Raw genomic sequence first — 17,235 nt, 5'->3', positions numbered from 1 at the left:
GAGTCTGCCCGCCCGATGAGCGGCGCTCCCGTTGGTTTTATGTTCCGCCCCCCCCGAGATTAGCTTTTTGCGCGCACCCCGCGGCGTTGTTACCCCGTGGGCGCGGTGGGTTTTCCCCCGCCACGGGTCTTGCGTGGGCGGCGGTTGAGCTGGTCAGCGACGGCGACCAGGTGCTCAGGGTCGTGGACCGATAGGTCCGTGCCCTTGGGGAAGTACTGCCGCAGCAAACCGTTCGTGTTTTCGTTGGAACCGCGTTGCCATGGGCTGGCGGGGTCGCAGAAGTAGACCGGCATGTTGGTGGCGAGGGTGAAGTCGGCGTGTCGGGTCATTTCGCTGCCCTGGTCCCAGGTCAGGGACCGCTTCAGCTGGACTGGGAGCGGGCGGGCGGTGGCCGCCAGAGCGTCGCGCACTGTCTCGGCTGTGTGGCCGCCGGGCAGGTGCAGCAGCATTTCGTAGCGGGTGGTCCGCTCAACCAGGGTGCTGATAGCGGACTTGCTGTCCTTGCCGATGATCAGATCGCCCTCCCAGTGGCCGGGGACAGCCCGGTCCTCTGCCTCGGCCGGACATTCGCTGATCATGACCATCGGCTCGATGAACCGCGAGCGTCGGTAGCTGGCCTGCCGCTGGGGTCTTCGGCTGGCTCGGACTGAGCGCAGAGCACTGGCGAGTTCGCGCCGCAGTTGACCGCGACCCTGAACGTAAATGGCCTGATAGGCAGTCTCGTGGACCACGCGCATCTCCGGCCGGTCGGGGAACGGGGTCACCTCACCCGTCCGGGACACCGTCAGTAGGCACCGTGCCGACGCAGGGAGCGGGGGCGGCCGTCGGGATCGGCGATGACCCGGTAGAGCGGGTTGGCCAGGGTCCGCGTGATGCGGGACAAGCGCGGCGGGTGGTAGGTGCGCAGCCGTCCCGACGGTCGCGGACCGTGGCGGCCGTCGTCGTGCCACGCGTCCAGAGCGGCGGCCGAGTCGGCGTAGGCAGCAAAGGCGCGGCCCGGGTCGCAGAGTGCAGCCGCTTCCCCGTCCCCGTTGCGGTCAAGGTGTTCGAGATTCAACGACAACCGCAGCTCGCGCGCGAAGACGCGGGCGCCGTCACCCAGGCCGCCGGGGTCCATCGGTTCACGGGAGTCACGGGTTTCGTCGAGGACTGCGCAGCTGAGTTCCGAATCGTGCGTCCAGGAGCGCCGGTTGACGTTGTCGGATCCGACCGAGGCCCAGACGTCGTCGATGACGCAGACCTTGGCATGGACGTAAACGGGTGTCCCGGCGTGATTCTCCAGGCTGTAGACGGCCACCCGGTCGCCGCCTGCCCGTCGCAGGACTTCCAGGGCGCGGATCCGGCCCAGCAGGTTCATCGGTGTGCTGATCCGCCCCTCCTGGTCCGGCAGTGGCGGCAGGACGGCGATCATGCGCAGTTCCGGATGATCCGCGAGAGCCTTGGCGAACGGCTGGACGGCACTCTCCGACCACAAGTACTGGTCCTCGAGGTAGATCAGCCGGCGTGCCCGCCGCAGGGACTTCGTGTAGGCGCGGGCGATGCTGCGTTCACCGTCGGGAGCGAACGGATAGCCCTTGAGTCGGTTCGGGTAGGTGCGCAGGATCTGGACGGTCTGGGAACCGCGCGGACCCGGGTCGGGTTGCTGCACCGGGAGCGGATCCGCCCGCGTGTCCTCGTCCCGGAGTGCCGCCCGCAGCCGGCTGCGCGGGCTGCGACTGAGCGGAGCCGGATCCGTCCACCGCTCACGGAACGTGGCCTCGACATCGCCGACGGCGGGCCCGCGCACCGCCAGCTGGATGTCGTGCCAGGGCGGACGGGAACCGTAGGCGTCGGCCATGGGTTGCGCCAGCGGGTCACCCTGATGAGCGGCGTCGTCCCGACGGCTGTGGCACAGATCGATGCCGCCGACGAAGGCGACGTCCCGCTCGGGCCGACCCGGGTGGCGCAGCACCACGAACTTTTGATGGTGCGAGCCGCCCGGCCGCACACGCATGTCGAGCAGGCACTCGCCTCCCGCCTCCTCGATCTCCTCCCCCAGGTGGTAGTTCTCCTGTTCGCTGAACTGGAACCGATCCAGGTGCGAGCGCCACACCAGCCCCTTGACGACGACACCGCGGCGTGCGGCGTCGCACAACACATCTCCGATAGCGCTCTCCGGACCGTCCAATAGTTCGTCAGGGTCACCCCGCCAGTCCGTGAACATCAACATGTCGCCGGCCCGCTGCGCCCGCACGGCCGTGAGCAGCTCGGCGAAGTACACCGCCCCGTGTACCAGGGGGCGGACGTCGTTGCCCGTGGACCACGCCGCACCGTCGGCATGACGGCGGTCCACCCGCGACGCCGGATTCCCCCGCTGAGCGGAGGTGAGCAGCCAGTCGGCGCGTTCCACGTGACGGTCCTTCCAGTCAACGGCCCTTCCGGGATCTCCTGACAGATCCGGTACCCCATGAGCGCGTGACCACGCGATTCCTGCTCCGCCAGCCCTGCGAAGACCCAACAACCAGCGGACCCGCCCGACCCAGACCCGTAACGCAACGGCATTGCGCCCAGGGTTGGGGTACGCCGGTCGTCGTCCGTCGACGTCTATGGGTGCCGCCCGAGCCGTACGACCTCGCCCGCACGCTGCGGGTGCTGCGGCGCGGCGCCGGTGATCCGACCTGCAGGCGGGAGACGGACGGCAGGTGGTGGCGCACGTGCCGCACACCGCATGGCCCCGCCACCCTGAAGATCACCGGGCACGTCAGCCCGGCTGACGGAGCCGTGATCGCCGGGGACGCCTGGGGACCGGGAGCCGATCGGACGCTGGATGCCCTCCCCGCCCTGCTGGGTGCCGACGACGACCCCGTGGCGTTCGTCCCCCGGCACCAGGTCGTCGCCCGGGCGCTCCGCAAGCACGCCCGGCCTTCGCCTGCCGCGTACCGGTCTGGTCATGGACTCGCTCGGGCCGAACGTGCTGGAGCAGCGGATCACCACCGGCAGCGGCCGACCACCGCGTTCCACTATTCGGCGTGGCGTCCGGATCCAGTCCAGGGCGCCGCGGTCGTGCGCAGTCCCACGTAGTCCGCTCTGGAGGGCTGTGCACGGCACCCGGCCAAGGCTTGAGCCGGGCCCCGAGGGTCGGATGCCGGGGCCCGGCTCGCGCGCCGTACGGCGGGAGGTGGTCCGGCGCTGCCGTGTACAACCCGGCAATCAGGCCTCAGGTCACGGCCCGGCCAGACCGTCATCCAGTCGCCGTGTCCACCGAGGCACGACCTGTGGGCCGGTGGCACGATGCTGTTGGGGTGCCCGTCCCGCACTGCAGGCGGCACCCCGCGCCGTGCGCGGCTTCAGCCCCCCGAGCAGGCCACGCACGGCGCCACCCGCACCCGGGCAAGCCCGCGCCCGCGGAGACGCACCGCCAGCTGCTCACCCGGCCTGCGCCACACTCACGCCCGGCCACCGCGCGCAGCAAGACTCCCAGTCTGACTGGGGAGACCTCATTGCTGCTCCTGTTGCTGAGCACTGCTGTTGCAGGTGCCGCCGTTCAGACGCCAGAAAGGGGCTGTTCAGGGCCCAGTCCGGGATGGGTGCGATGTCCGACACCTCCCTCAGCACTCTCTTTTCCGTCCCGACCATCTGGGACGGAAGAACCTTCCTGGCCGGAGTACGACGCGGCTGGGTAGCAGCTCGGCGTCGACTGCGCGCGGCTCACTTTCGGCGGGGTTCTATGTCCTGGTGGCCGGGGGGGGGCTCCCCACTCCATCCGAGACTTTGCCGCGAGGTACCACTGAAGTTATCGGGAGAGTGCACGCCCGCTTTGTGACCGTTCCGTATTCCGGGAGCTGGCCGCAGGCGGTAGGACGCTGTTGTCCCGCATTCTGGTACAGAGCATCGAACGAAAGGATCCGTCTCACGATGAACGACGAACTGGCCGCGGAGCTCCACCTCCGCGCCGAACGCGATCAAGCCGCGCGGCACCTCGCGGTCAAGACCCGTGACGCACGCGAGATGCGACTGATCGATGCCGACAACACTGCCTGGCTGAAAGAGGTCATCTTCGAACTCGGCTGGCCGGGCATCGCGTTGGTGGGGGAGAGGGGAGCAGATGCGGCATGGCTTATCGCCCAGCACGCGGACCTCGATCCTGCTTTTCAGCGCCGGGCTCTCGAACTCCTCAAGGCTGCGGTCGAGGCTGAGGACGCTTCCCCACGCCACCTCGCCTACCTCACCGACCGGGTGTTGGTCGCGGCTGGCGGACCTCAGGTATACGGAACGCAGTACACCGACGACGGAGACGGTTTGAACCTGCGTCTGCAGCCCGTCGCCGACCCTGGTGGGCTCGATGAGCGCCGCGCCGCGCTGGGTCTGGAGCCAGCGGCGGAGTACGACCAGCGTATGCGTTATCTTTGACCGCCCTCAGTCGTGGGCTGCGCAACTTCGGCAGACTCGGTCTGTTTGTGAATATCACGGCCGATCTGATCGACATCGGGTCACACAACAACTGGACGTTGCGGTTTCACGCCGTGCAGCCGATCCGGATCTACCCGGGAATGCGCATCGGCCAAGCCTGGCCGACGTCGAGGACGTCACCCTGTTCGAGCTGCACACCAGCACGGAGGCCGCGCCCTTGTACCGGGCCAACACACCGCGACAGGGATACTCCGCAGATCTCTCACTTCCAGGACAGTGCCCCAAGAACAACCACCGGACAGCATCGTTGCGCAGCGAGCGTTGGGCAACAGCCGAGAGTCGCCGATCACATTCTGGGCCCGGTCGGCACCATCAAGCTGTATTCGGGCAAGTACCAAGGGCCGTGGGGCCGCGTCCGTCCGAAGCCTTCCGCGACTTCTGAGGCATCCGTCTCGACGGGCAGTATCGACCACGTCCGGCCGGATCGGGCCATACGGCGTCCGACGCCCGTCCGGGTCTATGACGTTGAGGATGGCCGACCTACTCGCGCACCTGTATGCGCCCGCGAGGGCGGCAGGCCGGAGGATGCGGGCGACCGCCCGGCTCCAGGTACGGAGCAAGCAGCTCATTCCTCCGCGATGGGCCTACTTGAACCAGTACTTGACGCCGCATGACGCTGTTGCCGGACGTGCCTCAGAACAATGGGCTGCCTGAGCCGGCGCACCTGGGAGCTCTAGCCTCAGCGCAGGAGAGGTGAGTCGGCGACTGTGCGGCTGAGACTTCTAGCGGTCAGTATCCACGGTCGACCACGGGAAGCCCTGTGTACGTGCGCAGCTCGGTATGAGTGTCCGGAAGTCTGTATGTGGCGAGGTGTTCGCCGACGTCACCTGCCGTGTTCCACCAGCCTTCGTCGAGGTCGGCGAGTGCATACAAGACCTGCTGCTGGGGTCGGGCGAGGCTCGCGTACGGAGGGCGGGGGTCCGGCAGGGGGTTGGGGAACAGGTCCGGCAGGACTGCCTTTGCCCTGGACGCCCGTAGGTACGTGCTGATGGACGGCAGGCAGGCGGCCACGGCTGCGCGTGATGTGGGGGAGGGGGGAAGGGCGAGCAGCACGTCGGCGGTGTGGCTGTGGAGGTCGCCCTCGCTGTAGTCGGTCGCGGGCACCGGCGTGGGAGCCTAGGCCGCAGCTGCGAGTTCAGCGACGGCCCGGTCGAGAAGCGGGTCGTCGATTTTTGTGGTGGAGTTTCGGGCGGTCTGGGCGATGGCGACGGCGGCAGCCCAGCGTACGAGTCCGTCCTCGGCGTCCAAATAGGTGCCGAGACTCTCCTGGAGGGCCGTCGTGCCGAGAATGCCCAGAGCTACGAGCGCAGTGGCCTTCGTGACGACCTCGTTCTCGTGCGCAGCAGTGCGGAGCAGCAAGGGCAGGGAGGTGCTCGCCCATTCGGGGAACCAGGTCAGCAGGTAGGCGGTTTTGGTGCGGATATGGGGATTTTCATCGTCCAAGAGACTGGCCAGGAGGGGAAGCTCGGCAAGTACGGCGTCGTATGACCGCATTGAAGCGTCGCGGGCTGCGACCGGATTCCCGGCGGCCACCCAGTCCCGCATGACTTGCAGGTTCCGGCGTCGCTGCTCGTCCTGTTCGGTGGCCAGATCCCGTTCGTGCAGGGGAGGAGTTCCTCGGGGGCGTTTTCGGCGGCTTCCGCGCGCCAGGCGGCGATGTCGGCCCCGCCGATGATCTCGCGCTCCTCGTCCCGGTCGACGGCAAGGCCGGACAGGAGCTCCAGTGCGTGTTCACGTGCCGGGCCCGGGCCGGCGAGAGCGATACGCGAAAGGAACGGCACCGCGTACGGAGCCGCTTGACAGCGGCTGCCCTGGTGCGCGAGATGGTTGAACAGGTCGCTGACGGCCTGTTGTCGTGCCTGCTCATCGATTCCGCACAGGGCGCGCAGCTGGCCGGGTACGTCGGCAGCCGTCCCGTAGGCGTGGTTCAGATTTGACCAGTCCACCTCGTCTAGGCCGGTCAATAGGTTGTGGTACGAATTGATCATGGCCGCATGATGGCAGGGCCTTCTGACATCGCGCCCGGGGCGTCCTCGGACGAACCGTCGTGTTGCTGGTGTAGTTGCTGTCGGCTACAGCTCCCACCACTCGCCCAGCGGGCTGACCGTCTGTGTCTGGGTGAACGCGTGTACCAGGTCCCACGCCCGATCGGTGCGCAGGACAAAGTTGCCTGCGAACATGGCGAGGTCGTCCATGATCGGGACTTCGATCTCGGCATCCGAGGACACGGTGCCGTCCCCTGTGAGCAGGGATATCCGCTCGGTGTCAGTCATCAGGTGGACGACGGCGTGATCCCCTCGGAAGGCCAGGGTCAGCATCGGGAAGTCCTTGTTCGGCGTCCGAACCTCGACGTAGCCCTGACCACGGGCACGCAGGTCATCGAAGCGGGCTGACAGATCGTTTACTTCCGAACGTCTCTCAACTTGATGGAACCGTCCTGATTCCGGCGACGTCGCCGCCCACACCACGCACATCGGACCACCCTCTCACCCAGGCCCTCGCTCACGATTCAGGGACGAGCCCACGCTTCGCGACCGCACGGCAACGGGAATGGTGTTACATGATCACGTTACGAACTCGTAGGGACCTTGAGCTTCTCGCAGCAGCTCGGTCGGCGTCAGACCAGAGAACGAACCCTGCCCCGGATCGGAGGCCGCCGTCGGCCGCACCGACGTTCCGAGCGGAACGCCGGGCACTGTCTGGCCTTCTAAGCCGCTTTCACTGAGACTCCCCGCTGTTCCCCGCTCGATCTGGTGCGCTCGTGCATGCGGGAACTCTGGGACGTCAGGACCACGAGTAGAGCGTGCCCGAATCCGTAAGGCGTGCCGCTGTCCGGATGCCCTTCGGGCAGCGGGGCCCGTACAAACTGAGCGCAGTGCTTGTTGCCCGCACCGATTGTCTCGAAGTTCCGGCGAGCCTTCCACAGGCTGAGGCCGTGGTTGGGGCCTCCGTGTACCTCACTGGCGTCATGCTCGTCCTGACCGTGGTCCTCCCAGCTCGTGCTCTTCGGAACAGCTCTCGATTTGAGTGAGTGGGTGGCAGCGATCGAACGCAAGTTTTAGCACTTCACCTTAGAGTGAGCTGATCGACTCCTGTGTTGGATGAGCCGGGAGTTGGTTCTCAAAGGAAAGGGGCGGGAAGCAACTGATGTCCGGATTTTGGGGTGGGCGGATCCGAAGACCCGCTGTGGTGGGAGCGAGCGGGGCGTTGGTGGCGGCCTCGGTGCTGCTCGCACCCGTGGCGAGTGCCGCGGAGGGCGAACTCGCCACGGTAGGCCTGGTCTCCTCGGTACAGGACCCGGCACACCGGAGCGCGTCGAGTGCCGAGTTGGGAGACGGTGGCCGCGTCGAACTCGTCGACGGGCGAAACCTCCGGGTCAGGGCGGACCCGGGAGGCTCCGGGGGGCACCCGGCCCGCTACTCGGTCGCCGCCATGAACGGCACGCTGTCCGTACGGCCGACAGGGAAGTCCGCGGCAGACCGTACGGGTGCGAAGCTTCCGCTGACTGCGACGGGTACCGTGCGCAGCGGTCTCAGGACGGCGACCGCCACCGCGTCGACGTATACGGTGAAACTGAGCATCACGCACGCCGACGTCAGATCCAAGCTCTTCTACGTCTGGAACCGCAAGACCTGGACGTCGTACGCCGTCAACAGTGACACCGCAGGCGGCACGGCGAGCGTGAAGCTGCCGCCGGGCGACTACTTCTCGGTGGCGTTGCACAACGACTGGCTGGAGCCGAGCTACCTGCTCACTCGTACCTTTACCGTCGGTTCGGCCGCCACCACGGTCACTTTCGACCAGAGCGCGGCGAAGGAGACCGCGATCCGCACCGACGACACCACCGCCACCCGGGACTCCTCTGCCGTGTGGATCAGCGTCCCGGGCGGCGACCTGGCGGGCTTCGCCGGCGGCGGGCCCGAGAAGGTGTATGTCACCCCGTTCTCGGTGCCCGGTGTCTCGCTGCGGCTGCACGAAGTGCTCGGCAAGAAGGGCTCCTCCGCAAGCGTTCCGAGCCCCTACCGCTACGACCTCACGCACAGCTACACCACGACGGTGCCCACCTCGCCCGTCACCGCGGTCCGTACCTCCGCCCTGGCGAAGACCGTCACGAAGGTCAACGCCCCGGGCACCCGCACCACCGCCTACCTGCAGAGCTCCCCTTCTTTCGGTGAGTGGACGGGGGTGTTCATCGGCGGCTCGGTGCCGGCCGCCGGTTCCCTCACCGAGTACGCCACCCCGGGCGTCACCTACAGCCGCCTCCTGAACTACGGCACTGGCGACCTGAACCTGAACCTTCCCGATCGCACCCTGCCTGCCGGGACCAGCGCGGGCGAGGTCCTGGGCGCGGCCCCGCTCCAGCCGGTGCGCGGCCAGTGGATGGGCTCGCAGCGGTACTACGGGAAGATCTCGCTGTACGAGGGAAACGCCTTCGGTGACGTCGCGGGCCACTCGGGCTCCGACTTCCGCGCGACCAGTTCCTACAAGCTGACGTCGGACGGCGTCACCTATGCCCAAGCTTCGGGACTCGACAACTCCCACGGTCTGATGTCGTCGAGCCTGCCGTCATTCGAGAGGGTGTACGCCCTCGACCAGACCGTGCACCGCCGCGTCCCTTACTCCTCGTTGTCTACGGACGTGCACAACGAGTGGACGTTCCACTCGGGTTACGCGGAGGGCAGGGAACTCCCGTTGATCGATGCCCGGCTGAAGGTCTCGGGGCTTGACAGCCTGGGCCGTGCGGCTGCCGGGACAGTCCGGATCGACGCGAGCGCGAGCACCCGAAACACTGCCGCGGCCGAGGCGAACACCAAGGTCACGGGCCTCGCGTACTCCACGGACGACGGCACGAACTGGACCGACCTGCCCGTCGCGGCCGACGGCTCCGCCACCCTGGACGTACCCGCCACCGCTTCCTTCGTCACCCTGCGCGTCACCGCCGACGACGACCGGGGCGGCAGCCTCCGCCGCACCATCGTGCGGGCGTTCGGGGGCCCGGCCACGCCGAGCGACGAGACGGTGGGCGCGACCCGTATCTCGAACGTCGTGGTGAACGGCGGAAAGCCGGTGGAGCTGACCGACCAGCCGCTCCAGTATTTCCAGGCGAAGTTCACCGCGACCGACCCGTCGGGAATCGCGAACGGCGACATGTACCTCTACCGGGGGTCGTACGCCACCCCCGACGCCATCCTCTACGGCACCTGGACGGCGACCTGTACCAAGACGACCGCGACCACCTCCACCTGCGAGACGGAGTTTGCCTACATCCAGCCCCGCTGGACCCTCGGCCGCAACTCCCTCGCCGGTACCTGGAAAGCCGCCGTCTGGGCCGAGTCCGCGGACGGCGCGGGGCACGTGGATCTGCACGCCGCCAAGTCGCCGTCCGTGCTGCGCGACGCGACGGTGACGGCCGACGCGTCTCCCGAGCCGGTGACTAAGGGCAAGACGATCACCATCACGGGCAAGCTCTCCCGCGCGGACTGGGAGACGCTCGGCGGCTACCACGGATACGTCGGACAGAAGGTGATGCTCCAGTTCCGCAAGAAGGGGGCGTCCGCGTACACGACGGTGAAGACGGTCTCCACCAGCAGCACGGGAGGCCTGAAGACCACGGTGAAGGCATCGACGGACGGCTACTGGAGGTACGCCTTCACCGCTACGTCCACCACCGCGACCGCCACCTCCAGCGGCGACTTCGTCGACGTCCGCTGATCTAGCTCACCCTGCCGGGCCCCTGGATCGATCCGGGGGCCCGGACCGCCTACCACCTCGGTCTCGCGCAGGCGTAGGCCGCGGTGCCGGCGGTCTGGAGGAGCAGGGTCGTCCAGGTGCCCGCCGGTGTGCCGGGCCGCAGCAGCAGCCAGGTCGCCATCCGCATGGGCGTGCTCGTGGCGAGCGGGGCGAAGAACGACAACAAGAGCCGGGTGAACATCGGCGGGTGCGGCGGCCGGCGGCGGCTCGGCATAGTGGGCTCTGCGCTGGAAGGCGTCGGCGAGGCGGCGTGCCGCGATCGTCCACGGCCAACCCGTGGCCGTCCCGCCCATCCAGACGCGGCCCGGCTTTGCCACGCGTGACTGACAGCTGGCACCGGCGATGCGCGCCGTCTGAGCCTCAACCGAAGACAGCCAGCCACGACGGTGGGCACCCCCGACCACGCAGCAGACCCCAGCGATCTCAGGCAGAGCCCAAAGCTGGTGGTATGCGGGCTAGCCTGCTACTCCAATGCCTTGGGGGATGTATGGGACTGCGCATCAACAAGTCGTTCAAGATTGCGCCAGGCCTGCGCGTTCGACTCGGCAGCAAGTCGAGCAGCCTGGGTGTCGGAAGCAAGGGCGGGCGGGTCACCATGAACAGCCGCGGGCGGCGGACCACGACAGTGCGCCTTGCCCCTGGAGTGTCGTACTCCACCTCTAGCTCTCGCTCGGGCTCTAGCCGTACAAAGCCCAAGCTGGCCCGCTCTGTTCCAGAAGTCCCAGCGGCTCCTACGGTGAGCGCTCCCCTTGGTCCGCTCATCGCACCGCGCCGAAGGACGATTGACGGCTGGATTGCGGCAGACCTACGTGGCGTCGTCGTTCACCGGCGGGCCCTCGACGACGTGCGTATCCCGTTGGCCCAGCTCGTCAGTGCAGAGCTGGACGGTAAAGAACTGACTCTGAAAACCTCAGACGTGGTGACGTACCGCCTGATGCTGACCACGTTCTCCGCCGCGCGAGATCTCCACTTCGTAGAGACCTTGGCTCGTGCCGCACGACTGACTCAGAGCTGACCTCAGCAAAGCAACAATCTCGTCTCCTGCGACACCCGCTTTAGGAGTTCGATCCGAGCCTGCTCCGGCTGCCGTAGTCGATTGGTGCGACGGTCGGACAGGAACGCTGGTGTATGCCTCCGTCCGGCGTCGTTGATGTCAGCTGCGGATGTCAGACCGCACTGGCATCCTGCGCCAGTGACCATGACATGGGCCGCCTTCTGGGCGCTGATAGCCACCCTGAACGGCGAAGCCACGGAGGCGAGCTGCCGGCGCCTGGCCGAGGAGCTGAGCCGCCGTTCCGTCCTCGACATCATCGGCTTCGCGGAACGTCATGCCGAGGCTCTCTACCGCCTGGACCAAGAGAAGTTCGGGACGCTTCCGGTCGCTGACATGACGGACCGGAACGGCGAGCCCTTCCCGCAGTCTGCCGACGTGTTCCTGTACGCCCGTTGTGCTGTCGTCGCCGCGGGACGAGCCGTATGGGAAGGCGTCTTCTTCGACGTCGACAAGTTCGTCCCGTACACCTCCACCGAGTTTGACGGGGAGTGGCTGCTGTATGTGCCGGATCAGGCGTACGAACTCGCTACCGGGAAGGAGTGGGATCGGTTGACCCGGTACTGCTGCGAGAGCTACTCCAACAGGGATGGATGGCCGGACCTGGAGAGCTGAGATGGACTACCGCTTGATCGGGCACGACTGGGGCGCGGCGCCTTCTGATCCGTAGCTCTACAGAGAACGGTCGATCAAGGTCATACCGGACGAAGTTGAGCCCGTGGCGCCCACTGCCGAGCAGGGACGGCTGCTGTGGTTGCTGTACCTCGCTGCTGTACGCAGAATCACCCGCATGGGATCTATGCAGCCTCAGGTGAGCTGGCCGTTTGAAGGGGAAGCCTTCCCTCATGACTTGCTTGCGTTCGTCCAAAGGACGGTCTCGGCTGGGGAGTTTCCGGCCCTCACTGTGATCCACGATGACGAGGATGACTGGCTCGTGAGCGACGGCGTCCACGATCCCAACGGCAGTGATGCCTCAACGGTCCTCCACCTCCAGCACGTCTTGGACTTGGACCCATCAGTTGCCCAGCTGGCCACCATGCCACCTGGATGCGTCGCATGGCGATCAACTGCGGCTGACGACTGGGTCGTTGAGGAATGGACCTACGTCGACGACTAGCACCGGATCGGTAGGACTGCGGCGCAGGGCTTAGAAGGCGCCTGGCTGGTGGGACAGGGAACGGCTGCTGCCTTGCACCAACGGCTTGGCGAAGGCGTTTCGGTCTTCGCCTTCGATACGTATTCGACTGCGGCGGATGTGCATCCACCCAACGGCTGTCCTCCTACACCAGCGGCAGCCCCGCCTACCAGACCCGAGGTGTCCGGCACCATCACCGACCAGTGGACGAAGGCGTCGAAGACGGCCGTGCGGTCTCTCAGAGCACGGATGGATCCACCGTCGAGGTGTTGGCGGACCGCCTCCCGCAGACTCTCGGCGTAGAGCTTGACGAAGAGGGGGTTGCCGAAGGCAGGTGCCAGCATGGGGACTTGAGGCAACGCCGACGGCAGGTCGCGCAGATAGGATTCAAGGCCTTCCATCTCGCGACCGCGGAAGCCCGAGTGGGTGCTCTGTGGTCCATCGAAGCGCTCCGGCAGAACGAGGTCCTTGAGGGTGCTGCGGCAGGAGACGACGAGAGCGATGTGCGGATATGCCTCCAATAGGCCAAGCAGACGGGGGAGTTCGCTCTGCCAGCGGGTGGGGTCGTCGGCGTCGTTGAGCGCGTCGATGATCAGCAGGAAGCGTGAATTGCTTGCCTCTCCGGCCGCGTCCATGGCCTGCAGAAGGTCACGGTGCGCCATTCCGCCGAGGCCACAGTGGCGCGCGATCTCCGTCAGGGCATCCCGGCCGCTCAGCTGTTGTCCGAAGAGCACCAGGGCTGGACGCTTGTCTCGCACCGCGCGTTGAGCGGCGTCGACGAGCAGGTGGGTCTTGCCTTGTCCGGCCTCGCCCAGCAGAAGCCACGCTCCAGACTCCGCGGCGCGGGCCGCATCGCCCAGCAGCTCTTCCTTGAGGGCACGTACGGCACGGGCCGCCCGGTCCATGGGTCCGTGTCCGTCGGCCAGATACCGAAGCCGCTCGCTGGCTCGGGCCGGTCCCTGGTCGGTCTCGTCCTCGATGGGGGGAGCGAGCTTTTCCGCCGCTTCCAGGTCCTGTGCGGCCTGCTGGATCTGATCAGTGACCTGATCCAGCTTCGCGGCCAGGTCCCCTGCGAGATCACTGCCGTCATTCGCGGGCAACCCCTCACGGACTGTGTCGCCGACCAAATCCCGGGCCAGCATGTCCGCATTGTCCTGGACCTGTGACAGCAAATGGTCGATGGATGAAGAGTCTGCCTCGCCGGTATCCGATTGCTCCGACAGCAAGGGGCGCAGAGAGGCCCAGCTGTCCCGAACATGGGCGACGGCCTTGTACACGTCCTGCGATTTGCGGGCGAGGCGTGCACGGTACTGCGGGGTCAGAGCACATGCGTCCACGATCCCGCTCAGCGGGAGAGGCACATGGTTCAAGGGCGTGTACCGCGATTCCGCCGCCCTCTGCGCAGCCGTCATCTGCTCGCGGAACCAGTCCGCTCCCAGAGCGCGCTGCTCGAACCAGAACCATCGCCGACCCTCGTTGCCGGGTCGGCTCAGACGCTCGAGCAGCTCACCCCCGCCGACGAACTTGACCGTCACATCCGTCAGCCCCGGAAGGTCTATCTGCCACTGGGCGACGTTCGTGTTCCAGCGGTCACGGGCACCCTGTCGGGGCTTGCCCTTGGGAGTTACCGGCGTTGGGTCAGGGAGATCGAAGGGAACCAGAAAGGTCAGCTCGACGATGTTGCGGTGCTGCCGGTTCGACCCGACAGTTTTGGCACTTTCCCGAGCTACGGAAAGCAGTGCGTCCACATCACGGACGAACTTCACCTGGAAGCCGTGCGCCGTCCCGTCGGGAGCAAGGTCGTACCACTCGACTCCACCATCGGGGGCCGCGGTCTTGATGGTCTGCCATCCTGGGGGAGCCTGTTCGCGCAGTTGGAAGCACAGTTCCTCAAAGGCTCGATGCTGGCTACCTTCCCACTCCCGAATACCCCACCAGGTCCGTACCGATTGTGTCGGCACCGCGGCGGAATCCTCTTGTGCCACTACGTCCCCTAGGTCTTCTGCTCGGCGTGGTCAGGCAAGGCTATTCCACACCGTATGCGAGGTGTATCCGGCGGAGAGGTCGGTAGAGAGAAGAAGAGCCCGGTCGTGGAGTTGTAGACCGGACTCCGGCGACCAGCAGGCCATAGAGCGCGTCGTACTCCTGCCTTGGAGCATCGCAGCTGAAGGGTGTGTGCCTCCTTGAGCGCGGAGGCTTTGGCGGCTACGGCTCGCCGTCGTTACCCGCAGGCTTGACATTCGCACGGTTGCTGACGCCCCGCTGGTGTCGCAGCGCGGGTCGGCTCCGGGCAACCGGCCTCACACTCACCCAGGCTGGCCACGCCATCCTCTTCGACTTCCCCTGGAGCCCGGCCAAGGAGAGCCAGGCCATCGACCGAGCCCAGCACCTCGTCCGGACCCGAACCGTCACCGTCCGCCAGTTCGCCTCCGAGAGTGTGGCCCTGAGGGCCTCGTGCCTGCCGTCATTCACGAGGCGGACGGTGGCGGTCGCCAGAATTTTGGGCATGCCCGAAGACGGCGCCACCGCCTACGTCCGCCGCCTGGCCGCGGACAAGCGCTACGTCCGCGACGTCTACTGACGGCCAACACGGCCCCGGGGCTCTGAGGGGCGGCGCCAGTGCCGTTGGGCGGACGCTGCCGATGGGCGCACCGGCCAGTGCTCCATCCAGCAGCGTGTCGGCGCCACTTCGTGCCACCCCGGGCTTGGATCAGTCATCGATGTCCGTACGGCGCATTCATTTCCGCAACGTCAACGGCCCCGTCGTAGGCGGACACGGACATCGATCGGTCATCCTCAGCCCCCAGCGGTGCAGTTGACTTCTACCACCGGCCTACGACCAATTCGACCTGTCATCGCCCCATGCCGCCAGCGGCTTTAACGAACTACTGGTAACCGTTGCGACTGTGTTGCCCCTTCTGCTTCCGACCCACAGGCGTCCACGAGCCGCAGACCCCCGGCCGCCGTCTTGCCCTGCTCGCAGGTGAGGAGCTCGTAGATCGCGCGGATGGTGCTTGCCGGGTCTGGGGAGTTGGCGACCTGTCGGAGAACTTCCGCGTTGAATGCATCCATGGCGGGTCCGCCCATTCCAGCCCTATTGGTGGCGGCCTGGTTGGCCTTGATCTGGGCGATAATCCGTCCGGCGGTCGTGGTCGTCATGCATGGACCCTCGTCCGCCCAGACGCTGCCTGATCGAGGAGACGGGCGAGTGTGTCCCACACGCGGTCGGGATCTCCCGTTTCCAGGATCATCCCGGCCGCTGTGTCCAGGGCGCGGTCGAGGGCGCCGCCATGGGCCTGCTTCTCCTCGGTGATACTCCGCAGATGGCGGACGACCTCAGGCCTGGCAGCCTCATGGGCGGCGGGCAGTCGGTCGAGGGCATCCGCCAGATTCCAGCCGGCGGGGATCATGTACGACGCCGGGCCGCAGTTGTCGACGTGGACCGTGGGGGCGGCGACGCGCGAGCCCAGCTCGATGTTCAGACGGAGCCGGGAGGCCTCCTGGAACAGGGCGGTGATGTCTGACCCCATCCCGTCGAGGACTGTCTCACGGACGGCGTACCCGTGCTGGTGGAGCAGGATGCGGGCGAGCCACACGGCTGTGCCCGGGTTGGTTCGGTGTCGATCGTAGACGACGGTGGCCGTGTCGCCTTCGATGCTGAGGTCGGCGGCCTTGCCGGGGGAGACGACCTGACCGCGACGGACGGTCAGCGTGAGGTCGCGAGGGATCGTGGTTGTCATGCCGTCACTCCCTGATGGGAGACAAGGGATCGGACGGCGCGCAGGCGGATGACGGGGTCCTGGCCGGTGGGGACGACGAGGATGCGGCGGCTGTCCTTGTGCTCCAGATAGTGGGCGAGGAATCCGTCGCGCAGCTTGGAGTCGAGGGTGGAGGTGTCCCACTCCACGACCTGGATGCCGCGTTCGGCAGTGAGCACCTCGAAGGCGGCCGTGGGATCGGAAATGGCCGCCATGATGCGGGCGACGTCCTCCTCGAGACGGGCCTGCATCACAGGGTCGACGTCGAGCGTGTCGGGCTGCGGGGCCAGTGAAGTGAGGTGATTGGTGGCGACGCTTGTTGCTGCCTTGGGCATGAACTTGTTCCTTGGCTTGAAGGTGCAGGCTTGAGGCCTCGTGATCGTGTCGGAACCACCAGCCGAGGCCCGTTCTTCATTAGTAGGTGTTCTGCCGAACGCGGGTCGAGATGGGTCGCCTGTCCGGGCGGTGTCGCCCCCAAATACCTTTTGCTTGGGGGTAGGCGACACGTATGATGCGCGGTTCTCGCTGGCTATCGGTAGTTCGCTATATCCAGCAGTAGAGGCCAACGCCGTGTCCGGTGGTGACCGCGCCGATCAGAGCCTGGAGCTTGGAGGGTGGGTCCTTGTCCGTCCAGGCTTGCCACCACCGGCTAAGGGTGACGGCGGGGGGTGAGCCAGGAACGGGTGGTGCGTAAGGCCCCGGGCCAGCAGAGTTGTGGGGGCTGGTGGAACGGGGCCGGTCCCCCGCGCTGGCACCTCGTCGCAGACTCCGGCGCGGTGCGCCCGAGATTCATCCGTGCGGGTGAATCATCGATCGCCGTGTGCTCCGTGATCCGCCGTGAACCTCCTGGTCAGAGGGGCGGCAGATGCCTGGGGGTGCGACGCGTCATCTCAGGTGCTTGCGCTCGCGTGAGTCTGACTCCGGCATCATTCCCTTCCGTCACACAAAGCTCTCAGTTAAGAACACTCAGTAAATTGAGATGGGGGAGTGACGGTGCTGGGACTGTCAAACGATTGACACACCCCTGGTCGCGGGCGGCGGAAGCGCGGGATGGTTCTGCGTGTTCTGCGAGCAGAACTGGGGGGAGGGTG

Annotated in this window: 18 protein-coding genes and 1 pseudogene; 7 read left to right on the top strand and 12 right to left on the bottom strand. The window is 66.8% G+C overall.

What is annotated here, in order from left to right:
- Positions 1-89: 89 nt before the first annotated feature.
- Both ACFV2J_RS30010 and ACFV2J_RS30005 read right to left on the bottom strand, forming a co-directional pair.
- Positions 90-764: pseudogene (locus ACFV2J_RS30010) on the bottom strand (IS30 family transposase); the annotation flags it as partial.
- Positions 765-784: 20 nt separating this feature from the next.
- The gene (locus tag ACFV2J_RS30005) at positions 785-2,389 is read right to left on the bottom strand and encodes a phospholipase D family protein (protein WP_385082939.1); all 1,605 of its coding nucleotides are present in this window, start codon (positions 2,387-2,389) and stop codon (positions 785-787) included.
- Between the two features lie 1,505 nt (positions 2,390-3,894).
- On the opposite strand from ACFV2J_RS30005, the gene ACFV2J_RS30000 reads away from it, so the two are divergent.
- Entirely contained in the window at positions 3,895-4,389 is a 495-nt protein-coding gene (locus ACFV2J_RS30000; protein ID WP_385082937.1) for a DUF6624 domain-containing protein, read from the top strand.
- Positions 4,386-5,063, top strand: a complete 678-nt coding sequence (locus tag ACFV2J_RS29995) for a hypothetical protein (protein WP_385082936.1) — start codon at positions 4,386-4,388, stop codon at positions 5,061-5,063. The genes ACFV2J_RS30000 and ACFV2J_RS29995 overlap by 4 nt, the downstream gene beginning before the upstream one ends.
- A gap of 115 nt (positions 5,064-5,178) precedes the next feature.
- Here the strand turns inward: ACFV2J_RS29995 and ACFV2J_RS29990 are convergent, their stop codons facing one another.
- The 5 genes from ACFV2J_RS29990 to ACFV2J_RS29970 all read right to left on the bottom strand — a co-directional run bounded on the left by ACFV2J_RS29990 (position 5,179) and on the right by ACFV2J_RS29970 (position 7,504).
- Positions 5,179-5,553: a hypothetical protein gene (locus tag ACFV2J_RS29990; protein ID WP_385082935.1), complete on the bottom strand. Its 375-nt coding sequence runs from the start codon at positions 5,551-5,553 to the stop codon at positions 5,179-5,181.
- Positions 5,554-5,565: 12 nt separating this feature from the next.
- Positions 5,566-5,943 (bottom strand): hypothetical protein, encoded by a 378-nt coding sequence (locus ACFV2J_RS29985; protein ID WP_385082962.1) that lies wholly within the window; start codon positions 5,941-5,943, stop codon positions 5,566-5,568.
- Positions 5,844-6,437 (bottom strand): hypothetical protein, encoded by a 594-nt coding sequence (locus ACFV2J_RS29980; RefSeq protein WP_385082965.1) that lies wholly within the window; start codon positions 6,435-6,437, stop codon positions 5,844-5,846. The genes ACFV2J_RS29985 and ACFV2J_RS29980 overlap by 100 nt, the downstream gene beginning before the upstream one ends.
- Positions 6,438-6,521: 84 nt before the next feature.
- Entirely contained in the window at positions 6,522-6,923 is a 402-nt protein-coding gene (locus ACFV2J_RS29975) for a hypothetical protein (RefSeq protein WP_385441563.1), read from the bottom strand.
- A gap of 233 nt (positions 6,924-7,156) precedes the next feature.
- Positions 7,157-7,504, bottom strand: coding sequence for a CPCC family cysteine-rich protein (locus tag ACFV2J_RS29970; RefSeq protein ID WP_385082932.1), 348 nt, complete (start codon positions 7,502-7,504; stop codon positions 7,157-7,159).
- Positions 7,505-7,635: 131 nt separating this feature from the next.
- On the opposite strand from ACFV2J_RS29970, the gene ACFV2J_RS29965 reads away from it, so the two are divergent.
- Complete coding sequence (locus tag ACFV2J_RS29965; RefSeq protein WP_385082930.1) at positions 7,636-10,161, top strand: hypothetical protein; 2,526 nt, start codon at positions 7,636-7,638, stop codon at positions 10,159-10,161.
- A gap of 49 nt (positions 10,162-10,210) precedes the next feature.
- Here ACFV2J_RS29965 and ACFV2J_RS29960 read toward each other — a convergent pair whose 3' ends face one another.
- Entirely contained in the window at positions 10,211-10,381 is a 171-nt protein-coding gene (locus ACFV2J_RS29960; RefSeq protein ID WP_385441560.1) for a hypothetical protein, read from the bottom strand.
- 267 nt (positions 10,382-10,648) lie between these two features.
- Between ACFV2J_RS29960 and ACFV2J_RS29955 the strand changes: the two genes are divergently transcribed.
- The 3 genes from ACFV2J_RS29955 to ACFV2J_RS29945 all read left to right on the top strand — a co-directional run bounded on the left by ACFV2J_RS29955 (position 10,649) and on the right by ACFV2J_RS29945 (position 12,368).
- Complete coding sequence (locus ACFV2J_RS29955; RefSeq protein ID WP_385441558.1) at positions 10,649-11,215, top strand: DUF4236 domain-containing protein; 567 nt, start codon at positions 10,649-10,651, stop codon at positions 11,213-11,215.
- Positions 11,216-11,398: 183 nt separating this feature from the next.
- On the top strand, positions 11,399-11,866 hold the full coding sequence (locus ACFV2J_RS29950) for a DUF4240 domain-containing protein (protein ID WP_385090609.1): 468 nt from the start codon (positions 11,399-11,401) through the stop codon (positions 11,864-11,866).
- A gap of 175 nt (positions 11,867-12,041) precedes the next feature.
- The gene (locus ACFV2J_RS29945; protein WP_385090582.1) at positions 12,042-12,368 is read left to right on the top strand and encodes a hypothetical protein; all 327 of its coding nucleotides are present in this window, start codon (positions 12,042-12,044) and stop codon (positions 12,366-12,368) included.
- Here the strand turns inward: ACFV2J_RS29945 and ACFV2J_RS29940 are convergent.
- Positions 12,365-14,371: a hypothetical protein gene (locus ACFV2J_RS29940; protein ID WP_385090585.1), complete on the bottom strand. Its 2,007-nt coding sequence runs from the start codon at positions 14,369-14,371 to the stop codon at positions 12,365-12,367. The two genes, ACFV2J_RS29945 and ACFV2J_RS29940, sit on opposite strands and share 4 nt — an antisense overlap.
- Before the next feature lie 263 nt (positions 14,372-14,634).
- On the opposite strand from ACFV2J_RS29940, the gene ACFV2J_RS29935 reads away from it, so the two are divergent.
- Complete coding sequence (locus tag ACFV2J_RS29935; RefSeq protein ID WP_385090587.1) at positions 14,635-14,967, top strand: hypothetical protein; 333 nt, start codon at positions 14,635-14,637, stop codon at positions 14,965-14,967.
- Positions 14,968-15,263: 296 nt separating this feature from the next.
- Here ACFV2J_RS29935 and ACFV2J_RS29930 read toward each other — a convergent pair whose 3' ends face one another.
- The 3 genes from ACFV2J_RS29930 to ACFV2J_RS29920 are packed head-to-tail and all read right to left on the bottom strand — an operon-like array spanning position 15,264 to position 16,479.
- The gene (locus ACFV2J_RS29930; protein WP_385090589.1) at positions 15,264-15,545 is read right to left on the bottom strand and encodes a hypothetical protein; all 282 of its coding nucleotides are present in this window, start codon (positions 15,543-15,545) and stop codon (positions 15,264-15,266) included.
- Entirely contained in the window at positions 15,542-16,126 is a 585-nt protein-coding gene (locus tag ACFV2J_RS29925; RefSeq protein WP_385090590.1) for a hypothetical protein, read from the bottom strand. Before ACFV2J_RS29925 ends, ACFV2J_RS29930 begins: the two co-directional genes overlap by 4 nt.
- Positions 16,123-16,479: a hypothetical protein gene (locus ACFV2J_RS29920; protein ID WP_385090591.1), complete on the bottom strand. Its 357-nt coding sequence runs from the start codon at positions 16,477-16,479 to the stop codon at positions 16,123-16,125. The genes ACFV2J_RS29925 and ACFV2J_RS29920 overlap by 4 nt, the downstream gene beginning before the upstream one ends.
- Between the last annotated feature and the right edge of the window lie 756 nt (positions 16,480-17,235).

Source organism: Streptomyces sp. NPDC059668, assembly GCF_042734135.1.
GTDB lineage: Bacteria > Actinomycetota > Actinomycetes > Streptomycetales > Streptomycetaceae > Streptomyces.
This window is presented reverse-complemented; position numbering and strand designations above follow the sequence as displayed.